Source organism: Leyella lascolaii (assembly GCF_900079775.1).
GTDB classification, from domain to species: domain Bacteria; phylum Bacteroidota; class Bacteroidia; order Bacteroidales; family Bacteroidaceae; genus Prevotella; species Prevotella lascolaii.
The window spans coordinates 221,827-241,839 of sequence record NZ_LT556036.1 but is presented as its reverse complement, the minus strand read 5'-3'; the positions used below and the strand labels follow the sequence as shown (position 1 = coordinate 241,839).

At 41.6% G+C, this 20,013-nt stretch carries 14 protein-coding genes and 1 pseudogene; 9 read left to right on the top strand and 6 right to left on the bottom strand.

Translation table 11 applies throughout. The annotated features are described in order from the left end of the window. The first annotated feature begins 8 nt into the window (after positions 1–8). The 3 genes from BN4609_RS04150 to BN4609_RS04140 are packed head-to-tail and all read left to right on the top strand — an operon-like array spanning position 9 to position 4,178. A complete protein-coding gene (locus BN4609_RS04150; RefSeq protein ID WP_068855398.1) occupies positions 9–1,811 on the top strand; it encodes an ABC transporter ATP-binding protein in 1,803 nt (600 codons plus the stop codon). A gap of 7 nt (positions 1,812–1,818) precedes the next feature. Beyond that, complete coding sequence (locus BN4609_RS04145; protein WP_021846492.1) at positions 1,819–2,439, top strand: class I SAM-dependent methyltransferase; 621 nt, start codon at positions 1,819–1,821, stop codon at positions 2,437–2,439. A gap of 8 nt (positions 2,440–2,447) precedes the next feature. Next, entirely contained in the window at positions 2,448–4,178 is a 1,731-nt protein-coding gene (locus tag BN4609_RS04140; RefSeq protein WP_068855397.1) for an ABC transporter ATP-binding protein, read from the top strand. Between the two features lie 222 nt (positions 4,179–4,400). On the opposite strand, the pseudogene BN4609_RS16885 reads toward BN4609_RS04140, so the two are convergent. Both BN4609_RS16885 and BN4609_RS04130 read right to left on the bottom strand, forming a co-directional pair. Next, positions 4,401–4,568, bottom strand: a pseudogene (locus BN4609_RS16885) (IS982 family transposase); the annotation flags it as partial. A gap of 350 nt (positions 4,569–4,918) precedes the next feature. Then, positions 4,919–7,126, bottom strand: a complete 2,208-nt coding sequence (locus tag BN4609_RS04130) for a S9 family peptidase (RefSeq protein ID WP_068855396.1) — start codon at positions 7,124–7,126, stop codon at positions 4,919–4,921. A gap of 84 nt (positions 7,127–7,210) precedes the next feature. On the opposite strand from BN4609_RS04130, the gene mnmL reads away from it, so the two are divergent. The 4 genes from mnmL to BN4609_RS04110 all read left to right on the top strand — a co-directional run bounded on the left by mnmL (position 7,211) and on the right by BN4609_RS04110 (position 11,896). After that, positions 7,211–8,137 (top strand): tRNA modification radical SAM protein MnmL/YtqA, encoded by a 927-nt coding sequence (gene mnmL, locus BN4609_RS04125; protein WP_106390508.1) that lies wholly within the window; start codon positions 7,211–7,213, stop codon positions 8,135–8,137. A 434-nt stretch (positions 8,138–8,571) separates the two neighbouring features. After that, on the top strand, positions 8,572–9,936 hold the full coding sequence (mtaB, locus tag BN4609_RS04120; protein ID WP_068855394.1) for a tRNA (N(6)-L-threonylcarbamoyladenosine(37)-C(2))-methylthiotransferase MtaB: 1,365 nt from the start codon (positions 8,572–8,574) through the stop codon (positions 9,934–9,936). After that, positions 9,933–10,955, top strand: coding sequence for a glycosyltransferase family 2 protein (locus tag BN4609_RS04115; protein WP_068855393.1), 1,023 nt, complete (start codon positions 9,933–9,935; stop codon positions 10,953–10,955). Before mtaB ends, BN4609_RS04115 begins: the two co-directional genes overlap by 4 nt. Before the next feature lie 143 nt (positions 10,956–11,098). After that, positions 11,099–11,896: a gliding motility protein GldB-related protein gene (locus BN4609_RS04110; protein WP_084791375.1), complete on the top strand. Its 798-nt coding sequence runs from the start codon at positions 11,099–11,101 to the stop codon at positions 11,894–11,896. 1,425 nt (positions 11,897–13,321) lie between these two features. Here BN4609_RS04110 and pyk read toward each other — a convergent pair. Then, entirely contained in the window at positions 13,322–14,773 is a 1,452-nt protein-coding gene (gene pyk, locus BN4609_RS04105; RefSeq protein ID WP_068855392.1) for a pyruvate kinase, read from the bottom strand. Between the two features lie 266 nt (positions 14,774–15,039). On the opposite strand from pyk, the gene BN4609_RS04100 reads away from it, so the two are divergent. Continuing rightward, positions 15,040–15,318, top strand: a complete 279-nt coding sequence (locus tag BN4609_RS04100) for an HU family DNA-binding protein (protein WP_068855391.1) — start codon at positions 15,040–15,042, stop codon at positions 15,316–15,318. Positions 15,319–15,618: 300 nt separating this feature from the next. Continuing rightward, positions 15,619–17,193, top strand: a complete 1,575-nt coding sequence (locus BN4609_RS04095) for an Rne/Rng family ribonuclease (RefSeq protein ID WP_021994524.1) — start codon at positions 15,619–15,621, stop codon at positions 17,191–17,193. A 108-nt stretch (positions 17,194–17,301) separates the two neighbouring features. Here BN4609_RS04095 and pdxT read toward each other — a convergent pair whose 3' ends face one another. The 3 genes from pdxT to thiD are packed head-to-tail and all read right to left on the bottom strand — an operon-like array spanning position 17,302 to position 19,917. Further along, positions 17,302–17,883 carry a pyridoxal 5'-phosphate synthase glutaminase subunit PdxT gene (gene pdxT, locus BN4609_RS04090; protein ID WP_068855390.1) on the bottom strand — a complete coding sequence of 194 codons (582 nt, stop codon included), beginning with the start codon at positions 17,881–17,883 and terminating at the stop codon, positions 17,302–17,304. Between the two features lie 5 nt (positions 17,884–17,888). Beyond that, complete coding sequence (gene pdxS / locus BN4609_RS04085) at positions 17,889–18,764, bottom strand: pyridoxal 5'-phosphate synthase lyase subunit PdxS (RefSeq protein ID WP_068855389.1); 876 nt, start codon at positions 18,762–18,764, stop codon at positions 17,889–17,891. Next, entirely contained in the window at positions 18,757–19,917 is a 1,161-nt protein-coding gene (gene thiD / locus BN4609_RS04080; protein WP_084791351.1) for a bifunctional hydroxymethylpyrimidine kinase/phosphomethylpyrimidine kinase, read from the bottom strand. The genes pdxS and thiD overlap by 8 nt, the downstream gene beginning before the upstream one ends. Between the last annotated feature and the right edge of the window lie 96 nt (positions 19,918–20,013).

The following is a 20,013-nucleotide window of genomic DNA, read 5'->3' as shown; positions in this document are numbered from 1 at the left end:
TAATAACAATGGAAAAGTCAAAAAAGAAAAAAGGTTTGTCCCGTCTGTTCGAGATAGCGGGACAAAGGAAAGGTCTGCTTATATTAGCAGGTCTGCTGTCGGCTGGCAGCGCGGTGTGTATGCTTGTGCCTTATTGGGCAGTTTATGAAATTTTGAAAGAGTTGCTGTCGAATGGCTCCAATCTTTCCGCTTTGGACGGAACGGACATGATGCGTTGGGGATGGATTGCATTTGGAGGGCTTGTTGGCGGATTGATATTGCTCTATGCCGCCCTGATGTCCTCACATGTGGCTGCATTCCGTATCTTGTATGGGTTGCGTGTCCGTCTGTCCGAGCATATCGGCAAACTACCTTTGGGATATTTGAACAATACCTCTACGGGAGCCATCAAGAAAACAATGGACCAGAATATCGAGAAAATAGAGGGCTTCATCGCCCATACCATTCCAGATTTGGTCAATGTAATGGCAACGGTAGTGGTAATGCTGGTCATCTTTTTCTCGCTGGATGTGTGGCTGACAGTCGTGTGCCTGGCCGTTGTGGTACTTAGCTTATTCCTGCAATTTTCCAATTTCATGGGAAAAAGGGCAAGGGAGTTCATGGCCATCTATTACGATGCGCAGGAAAAAATGAGCGCGTCCGCCGTGCAGTATGTACGGGGAATGCCCGTCGTCAAGATATTCGGGCAAAGCGTCCGTTCGTTCCGTCAGTTCAATGCCGAGATTCAGGCATACAAGACATTCGCCTTGAAATGCTGTGACACCTACCAGAACGGGATGATTGCCTTTACCGTCTTGCTCAATTCGATGGTAACGTTTATTCTTCCTATGGGCATCTTGCTGATGCAAGCCAGTCCGCAATCCTTGTCATTGGCGGTAGTATGGCTGTTCTTCATTATCATGGGACCGGGTATGGCTTCCCCCGTTTATAAACTGACATTCTTGGGAGGTAATACGCGCGACATCGATGAAGGTGTAAACCGTATCGACCGCATACTTGAAAAGAAACCTGTGCTGGAGCCGGAACATCCGCAAGTGCCTGCCGCTTACGATGTAGAGTTTCGCCATGTGTCATTCTTCTACGAAAACACGGAACAGGGAACACGAACGGAAGCCTTGCGTGATGTCAGCTTCAAAGCTCCACAAGGAAAGATAACCGCCCTTGTCGGTCCTTCAGGAAGCGGAAAATCAACGGTTGCCAACCTAATACCCCGGTTCTGGGATGTGGAGCAAGGGGAAATTTGTATAGGAGGTATTGACATTCGTCAGATAGATGCGGCAAAACTGATGGACATGGTTTCATTTGTATTTCAAGACACTTTCCTTTTTTACGACACATTATATGAGAACATTGCCGTAGGTTCTCCAGATGCTACAAAAGAAAAGGTAATAGCCGCTGCGAAAGCTGCCCAATGCCACGATTTCATAGAGCGTTTGCCGCAAGGCTACGAAACAAGGATAGGCGATAAAGGTGTATTCCTGTCCGGCGGTGAAGCCCAACGGATATGTGTGGCTCGCGCCTTATTGAAGAATGCTCCGATACTGGTGCTGGACGAAGCCACTGCCTTCGCTGACCCTGAAAATGAGCATAAAATGCAGATGGCTTTGCAGTCACTGATAAAGGACAAAACGGTCATTGTGATTGCCCATCGCCTTTCTTCCATCATCTCCGCACATCAGATTGTCGTCATGAAAGAAGGACGCATTGTGCAATGCGGAAAACATGAACAGCTGTCCGTGACGGAGGGTGTATATAAAAATATGTGGGATGCCTATACGAGCGCATACCATTGGACATTGAACAAAAACTAAAAGCAATATGAGAAAGAAGAATTTCTTAAACAAGGTCTTGCAAAACACAAGTTGTCCGCAAGGATTTTGGGGACGGATGATTTTGCGAGGAATGAATTGTTTTCATGCATCTTTAGCTAATCGTGGCATGAAGCACGTGGAATGGCAGCCGAATTGGAATGTTCTTGATATAGGCTGTGGCGGTGGTGCGAATTTGAAACGTTTATTGAATTTATGTCCAAAAGGAAATATCTACGGCATAGACCTGTCAGAAGAAAGTGTCTCATTCGCCCAAAAGTACAACGAAAAAGACTTGAATAAAAGATGTTTCATACAACAAGGGAATGTTTGTTCATTACCTTATGAGGATGGATTCTTTAATGCTATCACGGCTTTTGAAACGGTCTATTTTTGGTCGCCTGTAAACATAGCGTTGTCTGAAGTGGCGCGTGTTCTCCGAGAAGGAGGTTGTTTCCTTATTAGTCTAGAAGCGAGCGACCCCGAACTTGGAAAAATGTGGACGGAACGGATAGACGGTATGGTTGTCTATACTCCGGCAGAATTGGAAGAGCGGTTGCATGAAGCCGGATTTTCATCCATCAGAACAATCCGTAAAAAGGAAGAAATACATATTATAGCATATAAATAAAATAAGACATGAATGCAATAAAGAATATTACAATAGGTCACACGGAAAGACTTTACAAGCCGGTGGGTTACACCATGCTTGCCAACTTAGTGAATATAGTACCGTTTTGTCTTTCTATAGAAGCGATACGTATCATTTTCAGTGCATTTGACGGGAGCGGACAGCCGCTTGACACGACCCGCCTGTGGTGGATATTCGGCATTATGGCTGTTTATATGCTGGTCATGGCTTTGGCAGAACGGGCATCCTACCGAGCCAATTTTAGAGGAGCATACGAAATGAGTGCTTCCGGGCGTTTGTCGCTGGCGGAGCACTTGCGGAAACTATCGTTGGGCTTTTTGTCGAAACGTGATCCGGGTGATTTGTCGTCTATGCTTGTTACGGACTTCATGATGGCAGAAACCGGAATTTCGCATCACCTGCCCCAACTTATGGGTGCCATAGTCATGCCCGTACTGGCTTTTGCTTCGCTTGTATGGATAGATTGGAGGATGGCGGTCAGTATGTTTGCCGCCTTGCCGCTTGCCTTGCTCGTTCTGTGGGCAAGCAAAAAGGCACAGCGGAAGTTAAGCGGCAGGCAAATTCAAGCAAAAATAAATGCTGGAAATCGGTTGGAAGAATACTTACAGGGTATTCGTGTAATGAAAGCGTACAATCTGATAGGTGACCGCTTTGTCAGGTTGCGCGATGCTTTTGAGGAACTTCGCCGTGCTTGCATCCGTCAGGAGGCCTTGTTAGGCCCATTCGTCTTGTTGAGCATCACTTTAGTACGTGCCGGGCTGACAATGATGGTGCTATGTGGAACTTACCTTCTGTTGGGAGGGCAACTTTCAATCCTTGTATTCGTGCTATTCCTTGTAGTCGGTTCTCGTGTGTTCGACCCGCTGACTTCCGCACTGACAAACTTTACCGAGTTCCGCTATTTTTCCATTGCCGGTGGACGCATCCTTTCCTTGATGAACGAGCCGGAGATGAAAGGAGAACAGCAATCCCCGGCAGCGGGCGACATCCGGTTTGAACACGTATCGTTTGCCTATCAAGACAAGGAAGTGTTGCATGATATAAACATTACGCTCCCGAAAAACTCCTTGACGGCTCTTGTCGGACCTTCGGGAAGCGGGAAAAGTACGGTGATGAAGCTTTGCGCCCGTTTCTACGACCCACAGAAAGGATGTATCTTTTTCAATGGTGTTCCGATGAATGAGATAAATCCAGAAAGTCTGATGAGCCACATCTCTATGGTATTTCAGGATGTTTATCTGTTTCAGGACACCATACGCAATAATATCCGCTTTGGTAAAACTGACGCGACGGAAGAAGAAATTATAGCCGCAGCTAAAAAAGCCTGTTGCCATGACTTCATCATGCGGTTGCCCAAAGGATATGACACCTTGGTAGGCGAAGGGGGGTGTACCCTTTCGGGCGGAGAAAAGCAACGCGTATCCATAGCCCGTGCTATTCTAAAAGATGCGCCAATCATTCTGCTTGACGAAGCAACCGCCTCACTTGACCCCGAAAATGAAGTAGAAGTGCAAAAAGCAATCGATTCGTTAATCAAGGGACGTACCGTTATCGCCATTGCCCACAGGCTTAAAACTATCAAGGATGCCGACCAGATTATTGTCTTGGACAACGGACGGATAAAGGAAGAAGGCACACATGATGACCTTGTCCGAAATGAAGGGCTGTACGCTCATTTATGGAATATTCAAGAAAGCATTTCCGGCTGGAAACTGTAATTGTAAAATGGACTGAAAATGGAATTAATGTTTTAATACTTCCTTTTCAGTCCATCTTATATGTGAATGATTTACTCCTTTAATTGACATAATAAGAATTTTTCCAAACTTGTTCTATCTGGCTACTGAAGCATGTAAGTAGAAACAAACAGTTGGTTACTCATTCCGGCTATGGCAAACACTACCTGTTTATATGAAATAATAGATAACCCGTTGGCGGAATTAATTTAGTGCGTACTTAATTCTGCCAATAGGTTTGTTATTAATATAGTTGGCGTATTGTGATACGGTCAGCGCACTAATTTTGCCAATGATTCTGGCAAACAAACCGTTCGTTATTTTAGCATAGTTCCTGATGATTAGAAACTGGTCAGACAATTGAGAAAATATCGNCGAGAACTTTGGAACCGGACCACAGCGGACAATATTTCCTTGGTCATTAACGAGATTATTGGAAAATTGCTTGCATATCTCAAGTATTCTGACGAATTTTGTGTATAAGTTGTGCATACGATGATTTAAACTTAATGATTTGAGCAACACTAAGTTAATAAAAATCAGAGATATGCGCAACTTTTCAAGCATAATCTTTACTTCATTTAATTCCGCCAACGGGTATAGATATTATGATAGCTTATAATTATGCTTATATTGCAACCGCATATTTTATGTTTTCATAATATTTATATAAAATATGCGGTTGCTGATATAGTTGATCACATTAATTATAATACAACCCGTCACTTTTTGAGATTATCTATGAAGAACTGCGATATCTGGCGCATAAGGTGATTGCGGGTGTTTCCACCGTAAATGCTATGATTACGATTTACATAGAAATTTTCCTTGAAATCCTTATCTGCCTGCACAAGAGCCTCACTGTATTCAAATACATTCTGTGGATGAACATTGTCATCAGATAAACCATGACACAGAAGCAGTGCTCCATTAAGTTTGTCGGCACGTTCTATAGGATTTATCGCATAGCCTGCCGCGTTCTCTTTTGGTGTACGCATATAACGCTCGGTATAAACCGTGTCGTAATACTTCCAGTTTGTAGGAGCCGCTACAGCCACTCCTGCCTTGAACACATGACGACCTTCACTCATACTCATCAGAGTATTGAATCCTCCATAACTCCATCCCCATATACCTATATTATCTTTGTCAACATAAGGCAGTGTGGACAGATATAAGGCTGTTTCAACCTGATCTTTGGACTCTAAATCACCAAGGCGCAAATAAACACTTTTCTCAAACTCAGAACCACGGCCTCCGGTACCTCGTCCATCTACACAGACAACAACAAATCCCTCTGAGGCAAGATAATAATCGAACGCACCACCCTGCCCCATAGATCCGGCATTCCATGAATTGACAACCTGCTGACTGCCGGGGCCACTGTACTGGAACATAACGACCGGATATTTACGCGAGGCATCGAAATCAGCCGGCTTAACCATCCATCCGTCGAGTTTCACCCCTTCCGAGGTTGTAAAAGAGAACGTCTCCTTTTTCGTGAATCCGTATTGCTGTATGGTCTGTTTCAACTCATGGTTATCAAGAATAGTAGATAGTATCTTGCCGGAATTATTTCTCACAGTATATACATACGGAGTGTTATAGTCACTCCACGTATTTATGAAATATTTAAAATCTGCCGAGAAAATAGCACTATTCCATCCTTCCTGTTCCGTAAGCCGTTCAGTTTTTCCATTTTTATGCGCCACATATACCTGACGGTCATGCGCATTTAATGCAGCAGACTGATAATACACGTCTCCGGTAGACTCATCGTATCCATAAATGGCAGTAATGTCATGATTCCCATCACCAACCTTACGAACGAGCTGTCCGTTCATACCATATATATATATGTGCATATAACCATCGCGATCACTCGGAAGCAGAATCGTGCTCTTACCGATTATCGTTCCCTCGATGGCCTCTTCTTTCACATATTTCGGAACATTTTCCTTTATGATAAGCTGCGATACCGTACTTCTCGGATTCACCGCATAAAGGCACAACTCATCCTGATGGCGGTTGAGAGTATATACTATGATTTTCTGAGCGTCTGAAGTCATCTTTATACGCGGTATGTAACTGTCTTCAGAAACCGGAACCTGCAGCTTGCGGGTTTTGTGGGTCTTTATCTCATAGCTCCATACGCTTACGATGGAATTATCATGTCCGGCCTTCGGATATTTGTAAGTGTAATCACCGGGATAATCCTCATATTCACCAAATGTAGGATTGCTGCCCTTAAAATACTGAAGAGAATAATTTCTGACTTTTGTCTCATCATACTTTATCCAACATATCATAGAACCGTCTGCATTGAAAACCAATGAGCGTGACAATCCGAATTCCTCCTCATTAACCCAATCAGGGATTCCGTTTATGATTTCATTTTTCTTTCCATCCTTTGTAACTTCGCTCTCAGCATTATCATACAGAAGTTTGACAAGATGTATATTATTGTCGCGTACAAAAGCGACCTGCATACCGTCTGGAGACCATGTCGGAATCTGCTGCGGTCCGCCGTCAGAAAGTTTTTCCAACTTATGACTGCTGATTGTGTATATGTAGTATACCGCCTTAAAAGAACGGCGGTATATACGTTCTGTCTGAGTCTGAATAAGCATACGCTTTCCGTCAGGAGACATAATATAGCCGTCAAATTCTTTTATTTTCTCTCCCATGGTGTTGTTTACGTCAAAAAGGATTTCCTCGGTCTTCCCTGTGCGAAAAGAACACTTCAGTATCTGCTTTTTATCGTCACTTATCCTTACATACATATCCGTACCGTCAATAGGATCAATGCCGCTGATTGTCTTGGCTGCAAACTTACCGCCAGTTATATCACTAATGGTTATTTTCTCCAATGCCGCCATATTCGTAACAGCCATAAACAATGTAACACAGATTGTCAATAATTTTTTCATTATAGTATTTTCAAAAGATAAACTAATGCAAAGATAGTTTTTTTTTCTTACTTTTGCATTATACATTGTATTAAAAGATATTTAATGAAAACACTTCCATACAACGACTTCGGGAATTGGATAAGAAAGATGTTTCCGTTCCGTGTTCAGAAAATATCAGTTGACGCAGGATTCACATGTCCCAACAGAGACGGACGACTGTCTGTCCACGGATGCACCTACTGTGACAACCGCACTTTCAGCCCATCATATTGCAACAGGAACAAGCCAATAAGAGAACAGATTGAAGAGGGAAAGGCTTTTTTCTCACGCAAATATCCTGACATGAAATATCTGGCATATTTCCAATCTTTCACAAACACATACGGAACCGTTGAGGAACTGAGACAAAGATATGAGGAGGCACTTTCCGTAGAAGATGTTGTCGGACTTGTTATCGGAACGCGTCCCGACTGTGTGGATGAAGAGAAACTTGACTATCTGGCGGGTCTGAACAAAAACCACTTCGTCATCGTTGAATACGGAGTAGAAAGCGCGAATGATGACACATTGCGACGCATAAACAGAGGGCATACGTTTGAAACGTGCAAAAAGGCAATAAAACAAACAAAAGAAAGAGGCATTATCACCGGAGGGCATATAATAATAGGATTGCCCGGTGAAGACCAAAAGGAAAGCCTCAGACAGGCACCTATAATATCAGAATGCGGACTGGACATTCTGAAAATACATCAGATGCAGATAATCAAAGGTACAAGACTTGCAAGAGAATACATGGAAAAACCGTTTCATCTGTACAGCGTGGACGAATACATTCAGTTAATATCCGAATATATCCAACATCTAAACAAAGACCTTATCTTAGAACGCTTTGTAAGCCAGTCGCCCAAAGAACTATTGATTGCGCCGAAATGGGATATAAAAAATTACGTGTTCACAAACCGTCTTATAAAAGAAATGATATCTTCGGGCTCATATCAGGGCAAACTGGCTCATAAGCAAACGATGTAATTAACATCAGATAGAAAAAAGGGAGGACGATATTCTACACCCACTGATTATATTACTCCAATAATTCAATATAAAACACGTAAGAGCATTGTCTGCGTAAAAGAACTACGATAAAGCAGACAACTCAATCCGTAAAAATGAAATGACAGAGACAACAATTTACTGATGGCATTTTCACGACACTGAAAATATACAAGATTCATATTCCTCGTATATAATGCAATATTTGTTTTTCCAATCACCAAGCTTAAATTCTTCTCAAACAAGCTAATAATACAGAATAATTGCTTAACTTTGTCTCGGATAAAAACATAGCGATTGAAGTTTGTGATTATTTATATATCATAACACTATAAAGCCACAACGTTTCTCGCTAATTCCAATAGTTTGCAGATACACACGATTTGTCGAACTAATACAAATGATTAATACAAATGATTGACAGTTCTGTTTTTCAAGATAAAATAGCGACATATTATACTCTTGGTTGCAAATTGAATTTTTCTGAAACATCAACATTTGCACAAATGTTGAGTGACATGGGGGTCAGACAGGCAGAAACAGGGGAAGCCGCTGACATATGTCTGATAAACACATGTTCCGTGACAGATGTGGCAGACCATAAATGCAGGCAGGCGATAAACCGCATGGTGCGGAACAACCCAGGCGCACTCGTCGTTGTAACCGGATGCTACGCACAGCTGCAGCCGGAGAAAATCAGTAAGATGGATGGAGTGGACTTAGTACTTGGTGCGAATGAAAAAGCTTCTTTAATTGATTTTCTCAATGATGCATGGACGAAGAAACAAAGTCTGAATGTCAACACACAGTCTAAAGACTCTAACTTGCATAATTATTTTTCTGTCAGCACAAAGGATATAAAAACATTTACGCCCTCATGTTCGAGAGGCAATCGCACCCGCTATTTCCTTAAAGTGCAGGACGGATGCGACTATTTCTGCACATATTGCACAATTCCTTACGCAAGAGGATTCTCACGTAATCCTGATATCGCCTCACTTGTCATGCAAGCCCGTAATGTTGCTGAAGCTGGAGGCAAAGAGATTGTTCTGACCGGCGTCAATATAGGCGATTTCGGAAAGTCCACAAATGAAAGTTTCATCGATCTTGTCAAAGCTCTCGACAATATCGAGGGAATTAAAAGATTCAGAATCAGTAGCATGGAACCAGACCTTTTAGATGACAAGCTTATTGAATACTGCTCAAAAAGCAGAGCTTTCATGCCACACTTCCATATCCCACTGCAAAGCGGCTCAGACGAAGTGCTGCGCCTTATGCACAGACGCTACGATAAAAAACTGTTCGCTCACAAAATTAAGGTTATAAGACAACTCATTCCGGATGCATTCATTGGAGTGGACGTTATGGTAGGTTGCAGAGGCGAACACCCTGAACATTTTGAGGAGTGCTACGAGTTTCTTGAAAGCCTTGATATCACACAACTTCATGTATTTCCATACAGCGAGCGTCCGGGAACATCGGCATTGAGAATTCCTTACACTGTATCAGAAAAAGAAAAGAAAGAGCGATGCAGGCGTCTGTTGGAACTTAGTGAGACTAAAAGACAAGCGTTTTATGAGAGGCATATTGGAACAAATGCGGAAGTATTGTTCGAGAAAGCGGCAAAAGGAAAAGCCATGCATGGATTCACACGCAACTATATTCGCGTGGAGCTTTCCCCCTCAGACAGCAACGAAATGTATGACAACCAACTGACAAATGTCAGATTAGATAACTTCAATATTAAAAAAACGGCATTGAAAGCAATTATATTATGAAAGTCGCTATTGTAATATTGAACTGGAACGGGAAAGCAATGATGCAAAAATATCTTTCCTCCATCATTACATGTTCGCCGGATTATGCCGGAATCATTGTTGCTGACAACAATTCGTCGGACGGTTCTATCGAATATCTGAGGGCGACATATCCAAACGTACAAACCATTATACTCGAAAAAAACTACGGCTTCGCAGAAGGCTACAACAGGGCATTGAGCCAGATTGAGGCTGAATATTATATGTTAATAAACAGTGATGTGGAAGTGACCTCCAACTGGCTGCAACCTCTTGTCTCATTCATGGACTCTCATACTGAATGTTCCGCATGCCAGCCCAAAATATTGTCCATGTACAATCGTGACTCGTTCGAATATGCGGGAGCAGCCGGCGGATTCATAGATAAATACGGTTATCCGTTCTGCCGTGGCCGTGTTTTCGACAAAGTTGAGAAAGACAACGGTCAATACGACAGTATTGCCGAGATATTTTGGGCTACAGGCGCATGTATGCTGGTCCGAAGCAGAGACTTCTGGAGCGCAGGAGGTTTTGACCCACGCTTTTTTGCACACAATGAAGAGATAGATTTATGCTGGCGTATGCAGATAACGGGAAGTAAAATATATTGCGTTCCTTCAAGCCATGTATATCATGTCGGCGGTGGTACACTGCCAAAGAGCAGTCCGATGAAGACCTACCTTAATTTCAGGAACAATCTGACGATGCTGTATAAGAATACAGACAGGTCTGACTTATGTAAAGTCATGTTCATGCGCTTTGTGTTAGATTATGTAGCTGCGTTCAAGATGCTGATAGCCGACCGTAACTATGCAGAGTTCAAGGCTGTTGTCAAAGCCAGACATGACTTCAACAAATGGCGTCCGGAATTCAAGAAAGCGCGCAATGACATTCAGAAAAACCGGAGGGTAAAAAAAATAGCAGGTCTGTACGGTAAATCATTGTTGTGGCAATTTTATTTTAAAGGCAGACATAAATATAGTATGATGCCAAATATTTAAGAACTTTTGCCATTTTATTCAGAAAAAGCATACCAAAATAAAACAAACTGTTAAAAATTTAACTTGTTTTAGAAATTTATTTGGTATGTAAAATAAATTTTAGTATATTTGCATATATTTATTGCAATTTCATATCTGTATCGGTGAAAAGTCTATACTATATTATATCATGCACCATCCTGTTTCTGTTCGTATCATGCGGACTGAAATTGAAACAGAATGATGACAGAAATGCAAATGAGCGTATTGAGGTAAGGCGATATGATCTGACAGAAACGCGTTATCTCACTACCGGAGATTTTGCCGCACTACAGCAATTGAATACAGACTATCCAAGAGAAACACGCATACTGATAGAGGACATTCTGCAACTTGGAGAAATAAGCGATCCGGAGATAAACAGCAAGTTCTTGAATTATTATCAGGACTCCATCCTGCAAAGAATCATTTCGGATGTAGAACTGCAATACGCCGACATGGATGATGTCAACAAACAGCTTACCAAGTCGTTCAGAAAACTAAAAAAATTGATTCCTGACATGAAAATGCCTTATGTCTATTCTCAGATTGGAGCATTGAATCAAAGCATCATTGTCGTTGACAGTTCCATCGGCATATTTCTTGACAAATATCTTGGAGCCGATTATCCTCTCTACAGAAAATTTTATACACAAGAACAGAGAAAATACATGTCTCGCGAATATATTGTGTCTGATTGCATGAGTTTTTATCTTTTAAGTCTTTATCCATATAAATTACTTAAAGACAATTCAAGAAAAAGCCGGGAAATTCACACATCAAAAATAATGTGGGCGGTTAATAAGGCTGTTGGAAGAAAAGTATTTGACACAAAATATGTCAATAAGATTGAGAAATACATGAGTTCACATAAGAGTTTGACACTTGACGAGTTATTGAAATCAGACGATATACTGATGTGATTAACCCATGTATACATGGTAAAATGAAATTTTGATACAACACCGGCTTTATTGTGATTTCATCGGACTCACGTAATCTACAGATACACATAATTCATATAACTCACGTAATTTTAGTAGAACAAAATAGAATTTACGTATAACGTCAAGTCGCTGAGAATCGTGCAAAAGCGAACAGACATCAGCCGGATACGTATAAACGAATTTCTGACACGCCAGCATAATACATCGTACATCAGCATATTGCATGTCTGATGACTACAAAAATAAATATGTATATTACAAAAAAGCCTTTTTCGTGTGACGGAAAAGGCTTTTTGAGAGTGCAATAAAGGCTATATGGGAGCATCAAAAAGCCTTTTCTGAAGCAGCATTTTGCGTACGGAGCAAAGAGAACAGCACACGATGTTTCTGAAAAAGAGCAAAACACAGGATTTTCAGACAAAAAACATGATAGAGAGTACGTACTATTACAAAACAAGGAGGAGATAAAAATATCGGGTGAAAAGCCTTTAATCCGCCAATAGAATCATTTTATCCATAAAACGGTACAGTCGGATGCAACGAAAGGCAGCTTTTAAATAAAATGATAAATTCTACTTTGCTGAAAATTTTTGTCAATATTTTTTACTTCACGGTAAGCCGTAATGCCAGAGGATTTTCATTGCATAACCGCATCAAGTCTTACCGGATATTATGTCACCGCATTTTATATTCTGACTTATGCTTTGGCATTGTGGTCATCAGAACACATGTTTTCCGATTCTTGTCATCGCCACGTGATAACACGTATGGACAAAACACCGTGTGTACTTAACGGAACGATATAAGTCTGGCGCGTTACATCCAGTCAGGAGGAATATAATATTATCTTTGTCAATAACCGTTTATGTATATTTGGTTACAGGTGAATTTAGTGCTATTACAGCATAAAACATATGTAAGACCATATAGTTTCATAACCTAAATCTCATTGCGAATCAACATATGTAGAGCATGACAATACACTAAAAACACTTTGAACGGAAGCATCATCATGCTTTATCCGTATTTAGTACCGCTCTCCGGGAGACTATTTCCTGCCATTATCAGAGCTGTCGAGCATTATATAAAGAAATGACTTGTAACAAGATGAGGGCAGAAATGCGACAGAGGGACGAAACCTGATGCCATATTCGGATTTAAGCGAATCTGATTTTCGTAGTTCTTTGTGGGACATGAAAGTCCTATCAAAAATTTATTGTGGTGTATCAGAAGATTACGAAACGAAAAGAGTTTTATAATTAGTATAAAGACATGTTTTCCACTTTTAGTAAGGCACTTGTAAACTACATGTCATACAGAAATGTATGTAAATCATTTGACATATGACGGTTTATAATTAAAGAGGGTGTATCGCTCATTTGGACACACCCTCTTTGCTTGCTATTCTATATCCACATGCTGTGGCAAATGGAATTCGTAAGACTTGTCGAACACTTGTTCCACTTTATTTATCTCAAGGAATGTTGTACCGCCATTCTCACCAAAACTTCCACTCAAATATGCTATTTTGTCATCCAAATTGATATAACCTTTCTGGCGTAACATTCTGAGTGCGGCGATGAACATATATTCCGGAGAATTATGTTTTTTCTGATATATAGGCGTGACTCCGAAGCTAAGATTAAGCCATCTCTGTGTTTTTTCCTTATAACATATTGCCAAGATTGGTGTCGGACCACGGAATGCGGCAAGATGACGTGCTGTCTCGCCGGACTCACTGTCAGTAATAATTCCAGCCACACCGAGTTTGCGGGTTGCGTCGATGGCTGAGTGCGCGAGAAATTCCCGTTGAGTGCACTTATCGTTCATCGGCACCTCGAATGCCTCTATGTTTGCTCTGTCACGCTCAGCCTGCTCGGCTATTGCCGCCATCGTCTTCACAGCTTCCAACGGATATTTGCCGTTTGCCGTTTCTCCGCTAAGCATCAGCGCGTCGGTATTCGAATATATGGCATTTGCGATGTCCGTCACCTCGGCACGTGTAGGCCGTGGATTGTTAATCATCGTATGAAGCATCTGAGTCGCTACAATCACCGGCTTTTTCTTAACCACACATTTATTTATTATCTGTCGCTGTATTCCGGGAATCCTCTCAAGAGGAACCTCGATTCCAAGATCGCCACGTGCTATCATGACACCATAAGAGACATCGATAATATCATCTATATTGTCAACACCCTCCTGGTTCTCTATCTTCGAAATTATCTTTATATCACTTCCGTGCTCATCCAGAATTTTCTGTATGGCGAGAACGTCATCGGCAGATCTTACAAAGGAATGAGCGATAAAGTCAATATCAAGTTCTATAGCAAGCAATATGTTGTTAAAGTCACGTTCTGTTATTGCGGGAAGATTTATGTGTTCTCCCGGCACGTTCACACTCTTGTGCGCACCGAGCACTCCGTCATTCTGCACTTGAGCCACAAGCATAGGTCCCGTGTTTTCAATGACCTTCATGTCGATTTCACCGTCGTCAAACAAGATGTCGTCACCGACTTTTATATCTCTTGTGAAATCCTGATAACTTACATTTATAATGTCGTGCGTGGTGTCCATAGCCGGACGTCCGAAAATCTTCACGACATCACCGGTTTTATAATGTATAGGATCTTTTACGTCTGTAGTACGGACTTCCGGTCCTTTTGTATCTATCATCAAAGCTATATGAGACGATACGGCACGCACATTCCGCACAATTTCCCTTATTCCGTCCGGTGTGGCATGGGCTGTATTCATTCTTACCACATTCATTCCGGCAAAAAACAACTTACGTATAAAATCCTGAGAGCAACGCCTGTCACTTATAGAGGCGACGATTTTTGTCTGTTTCATAACATCTGATTTATTTTATATCATACATAATGACATGCAAAGTTAAGAAAAAGAAAGTAAAAGACTGTCTTTTAACAAGAAAATAATCACGCATTATGAACAATGTCCGCAACGTACATATAAATGTCTGAAAAACAAGATGTTGATTATTGTGACAATGCGATTTAATCCAAAAAAAAACAATAATATATTTGTTCAACGCAAAAAAACTCGTATCTTTGCATTTCGAAAGAAAGAAACAAAAAAATTCACATAAATAAACACAAATGACAAAAGCAGATATAATCAATAAGATTGCCACCAGCACCGGTATTCCTAAAAAGGATGTAGCTGTTGTAGTTGAAAGCTTGATGGAGACTATAAAAAACAGTCTTCTCGAAAAAAAGGAAAATGTTTATCTGCGCGGCTTCGGTAGTTTTGTTATCAAACATAGAGCAGCCAAGACGGCAAGAAACATATTGAAAAAGACAACAATGATTATTGAAGCACACGACCTGCCAAGTTTCAAACCAGCAAAATGCTTTGTTGACAAAATGAAGGGTTGAAACGCATAAAGTCCATTTGATGTAACATCATTACAATAAATAATAAATAAAAATTAAAGCTATGCCAAACGGAAAGAAGAAAAAGGGACACAAGATGGCCACGCATAAGCGTAAAAAAAGATTAAGAAAGAACAGACATAAGAGCAAATAAAAACATTTCAGAACAATTGCTCTTATTAATTTGTTCAAGATGAGGGCGCGTCAATGCATCCGCTCAGGATTTTTGACACGCCCTTTTGTATTATACTACATTTTTGTTGTTTTGCGAAATACAATTTATAAGTTAGGTATAAAGAAGAAATGACAAGCGAACTTGTAATTGACGTCCAGCAGAAAGAAATATCCATAGCTTTACTCGAGGATAAACGACTCGTAGAATATCAGAACGAACCACGTTCCGTCTCTTACGCTGTCGGCAACATCTACATCGCGGAAGTGAAGAAACTGATGCCTGGACTGAATGCCAGCTTTGTAGATGTTGGTTTTGAACGCGATGCATTTCTCCATTATCTTGATATAGGCAGTCAGTTTCACTCATACGAAAAATATCTCAAACAGGTACAAAGCGACAGAAAGAAATTATATCCATTCAGTAAGGCAACAAGACTTCCGGACCTGAAAAAGGACGGAAGCATACAAAACACTCTCCGCAAGGGGCAGGAAGTTTTAGTTCAAATCGTAAAAGAACCTATTTCAACCAAAGGACCGCGCCTGACTGGAGAAATAAGTTTTGCCGGAAGATTTCTTGTACTTATACCATTTGGCGACAAAGTGTCTGTCTCAGCAAAAATAAAAAGCGGAGAAGAACGAGCGCGTCTCAAACAACTCATCAACAGCATAAAACCCAAAAACTGTGGCGTGATAGTACGGACAGTTGCTGAAGGAAAGCGTGTAGCAGAACTGGATGCGGAACTGAAAATCCTGACTAAAAGATGGGAAGACGCCATCATTAAAATACAGAAGACGCAGAAACGTCCCCAACTTGTATTTGAAGAAACAGGCAGAGCCGTTGCTCTTCTACGTGATTTATTCAATCCTACATACGAGAATATTTACGTAAATGATGAGGCGGTATTCCACGAAGTAAAGGATTATGTTTCACTCATAGCACCCGAGAAAGCAAAAATAGTAAAGCTGTATACAGGCAATGTACCTATTTTTGACAACTTCAATATCACAAAACAGATAAAGTCAAGCTTTGGCAAGACCGTCAACTATAAACATGGAGCATATCTCATTATAGAGCATACTGAAGCTTTGCATGTTGTGGATGTGAACAGCGGCAATCGCTCACATTCTGACAATGGTCAGGAGGCAAACGCTTTAGACGTCAATCTCGGTGCGGCGGACGAACTGGCAAGACAGCTTAGACTGAGGGATATGGGTGGAATAATCGTTGTCGACTTCATAGACATGAACCTCGCAGAAGACAGACAACTACTGTATGAGCGCATGTGCAAGAACATGCAGAAGGACAGGGCGAAACACAACATTCTGCCTCTAAGCAAATTCGGTCTGATGCAGATAACACGCCAGAGAGTGCGTCCTGCAATGGATGTAAACGTAGAGGAGACCTGTCCCACATGCTTTGGAAAGGGAAAAATAAAATCAAGTATTTTATTCACCGACCAGCTTGAAAGCAAAATTGACAGCCTTGTAAACAAGATTGGGGTGAAAACATTCTATCTGCATGTACATCCTTACGTTGCTGCATACATAAACCAAGGAGTATTCTCCATGAAACGTAAATGGCAATTGAAATACGGACTTGGTGTACATGTGATACCATCACAAAAGCTTTCATTCCTCCAATACGAGTTCTATGACAACAAAAAACAGTACATAGACATGAAGGAGGAGATAGAGACTAAGTAAGAATGACCATTCTGAAACAAAAAACGAACGGCCGCCTCTGCTTTAATAAAATAAACAGAGACGGTCATTTGCTTTATTATAGACGAAGCAATTTATATCATGATATTCTTATTCTCCATATTCTCTCACCATATCAAGAAAGTAACGATGCACACGATTGTCTTCAGTTAACTCAGGATGAAAAGACGTGACAAGCTGGTTCTCCTGTCTTGCCGCGACAATCCGACCGTCGCGCTCTGCCATGACGCGCGCGTTTCCATATACTCTCTTTATGTACGGAGCACGGATGAATACCATTGGAAAATCCTCTCCCACATCTTTCATACTACTTTTTACGTAGAAACTTCCAAGTTGTCTGCCATATGCGTTGCGGCAGACTTCTATCGACATGGTGGAAAGTCCCATTGATGAATTGCCGTTTTCCACTTGTTCTGCAAGCAATATGAGTCCGGCACATGTTCCCATAACAGGCAAACCTGAGATTATGGCGTTCCTTATAGGAACAGACAATCCAAGTTCATTAAGCAATTTTGCCTGGACCGTACTTTCTCCCCCGGGAATGATAAGTCCGTCTTTGGGCTGATTCCAATCAGATAATTTTCTTATTTCAAACACGTCACATCCAAATCTACGCATCATACGCTCGTGCTCGATGAATGCTCCCTGAAGTGCCAATACCGCTATTCTCATATTAATCACTTTTCGCGCTCCGCCATCAGCAAGTTTATCTCATCCTCGTTTATACCGACCATCGCCTCGCCCAAATCTTCGGAAAGCTCTGCGAGTATTTCCGGATTATCATAATTGGTAACTGCCTTTACTATTGCAGAAGCGCGCTTTGAAGGATTTCCACTCTTGAAGATACCGGAGCCGACAAACACTCCTTCCGCTCCCAACTGCATCATCAGCGATGCGTCTGCAGGTGTGGCGATACCTCCTGCAGCAAAATTAACCACAGGTAACTTACCATTATCATGGACATAACGCACAAGTTCGTAAGCCACCTGAAGCTGTTTGGCAGACTCAAACAATTCGTCATCACGCATAGATACAAGTGTGCGTATTTCCTTCTGAATAAGTCTCATATGTCTTACAGCCTGCACCACATCACCCGTTCCGGGTTCTCCCTTTGTCCTTATCATCGTTGCTCCTTCAGAAATACGACGCAAAGCCTCGCCTAAATTTTTCGCTCCACACACAAACGGAACATCAAACTTGTTTTTATCTATATGATATAAATCATCCGCCGGCGACAGAACCTCGCTTTCATCTATATAGTCAATCTCCAGAGCCTGCAGTATCTGTGCCTCTGCAAAATGTCCTATACGACACTTTGCCATAACAGGAATGGATACGGCATTCTGTATTTGCTTGATGAGTTTAGGGTCACTCATACGTGAAACTCCACCTGCAGCGCGTATGTCTGCGGGAATACGCTCAAGTGCCATTACCGCACAAGCACCCGCTTCCTCTGCGATTCTCGCCTGTTCCGGTGTTGTAACATCCATTATCACCCCACCCTTCAACATTTGAGCGAGATTTCTGTTCAAACTTTGTCTTTCGTTATTCATAACTTGTTTTATTCTGTTTGGTTCTTCTATATTCACTTGGGGCAGTTCCGGTCATCTTTCTGAAGAATTTTGAAAAATGAGCCTGCGAGCTGAAACTGAACCCGTATGCTATCTCCTGCACAGTTTTGTCGGATGACGACAACAACAGTTCCGCTTCATGACACAGATAATCATCTATGATGGTCTTCGGTGCTTTGCCTGCTATGCGCTTAGTGACCTGAGCCAGATAACGGCTGCTCACGTTCAGACTGTCCGCATAAAAGCGCACATCCCTGTTTGACTTGAAATGTTCCGCCACTTCATTCACAAACTCATTATAAAGCTCGCTCGCCCGTCCTATCAAATCCGTATGCGACAGGAAAGACTGATTCACATAATTATATGCCTTTGTCACGGCGTCATACAAATCATTACCTTTGCTATAGAAAGTTGCAATTGCAGACGAAAGATTACTGCTCATTCCATGGCGCTCATACGAATTGTACATATCCGGAGTTGACACATATTTGCAAGAATCTTCCCCTCGCCTGACAAGAATATCCATGGAGTACTCCGCCATTGACGTTCCCTGCTGAAGCAACACTGCCTGGCAACCATAATTCAATATGTCACATGCGGCGTCAAACATATCCGAAGCCGAGGAAAGCTTCCTTCCTGTTATATATTCGGCACTTTTCTTCTTTATCGTAACAAGTGTGCATAATGGCAACAGGTTCTCTTTAATACAATCAACCGTATCGTCTGACATCAGTACATCACCGCAACTTGAGATAATGACCGGATCATAGATAACATACCGTGGTCTGTACTTTCTCAACGACCACGTTATACTCTGCACTGCGGCTGCACTGCGTATCATTCCAATCTTTACCGCCTGCGGCTGAACATCATTGACAATTGCCTCTATCTGTCCGGAAATCACTTCAGGAGGAATGTTATAGAAATCCTGTATGCCGATTGTGTTCTGCACTGTTATGGAAGTAATTACGGAAACGGCATACCCTCCCAAAGCCGATATAGTCTGTATATCTGCCTGCACACCGGCTCCGCTTGTACTGTCAGAACCGGTTATCGTGAGAACTGTATTTCTGCGATTTTCCTCCACACTCTTAAATATTTGTTTGCCTGCAAAGGAAAATAAAAAAATAGACATACAGAAATTTTGTTCTCGTTTTGACAAGGAAAACGAGCGTTTGTATAAAGGTTTACATACAGCCGTGTTATTATTGCATATGCTGTATGATTTATA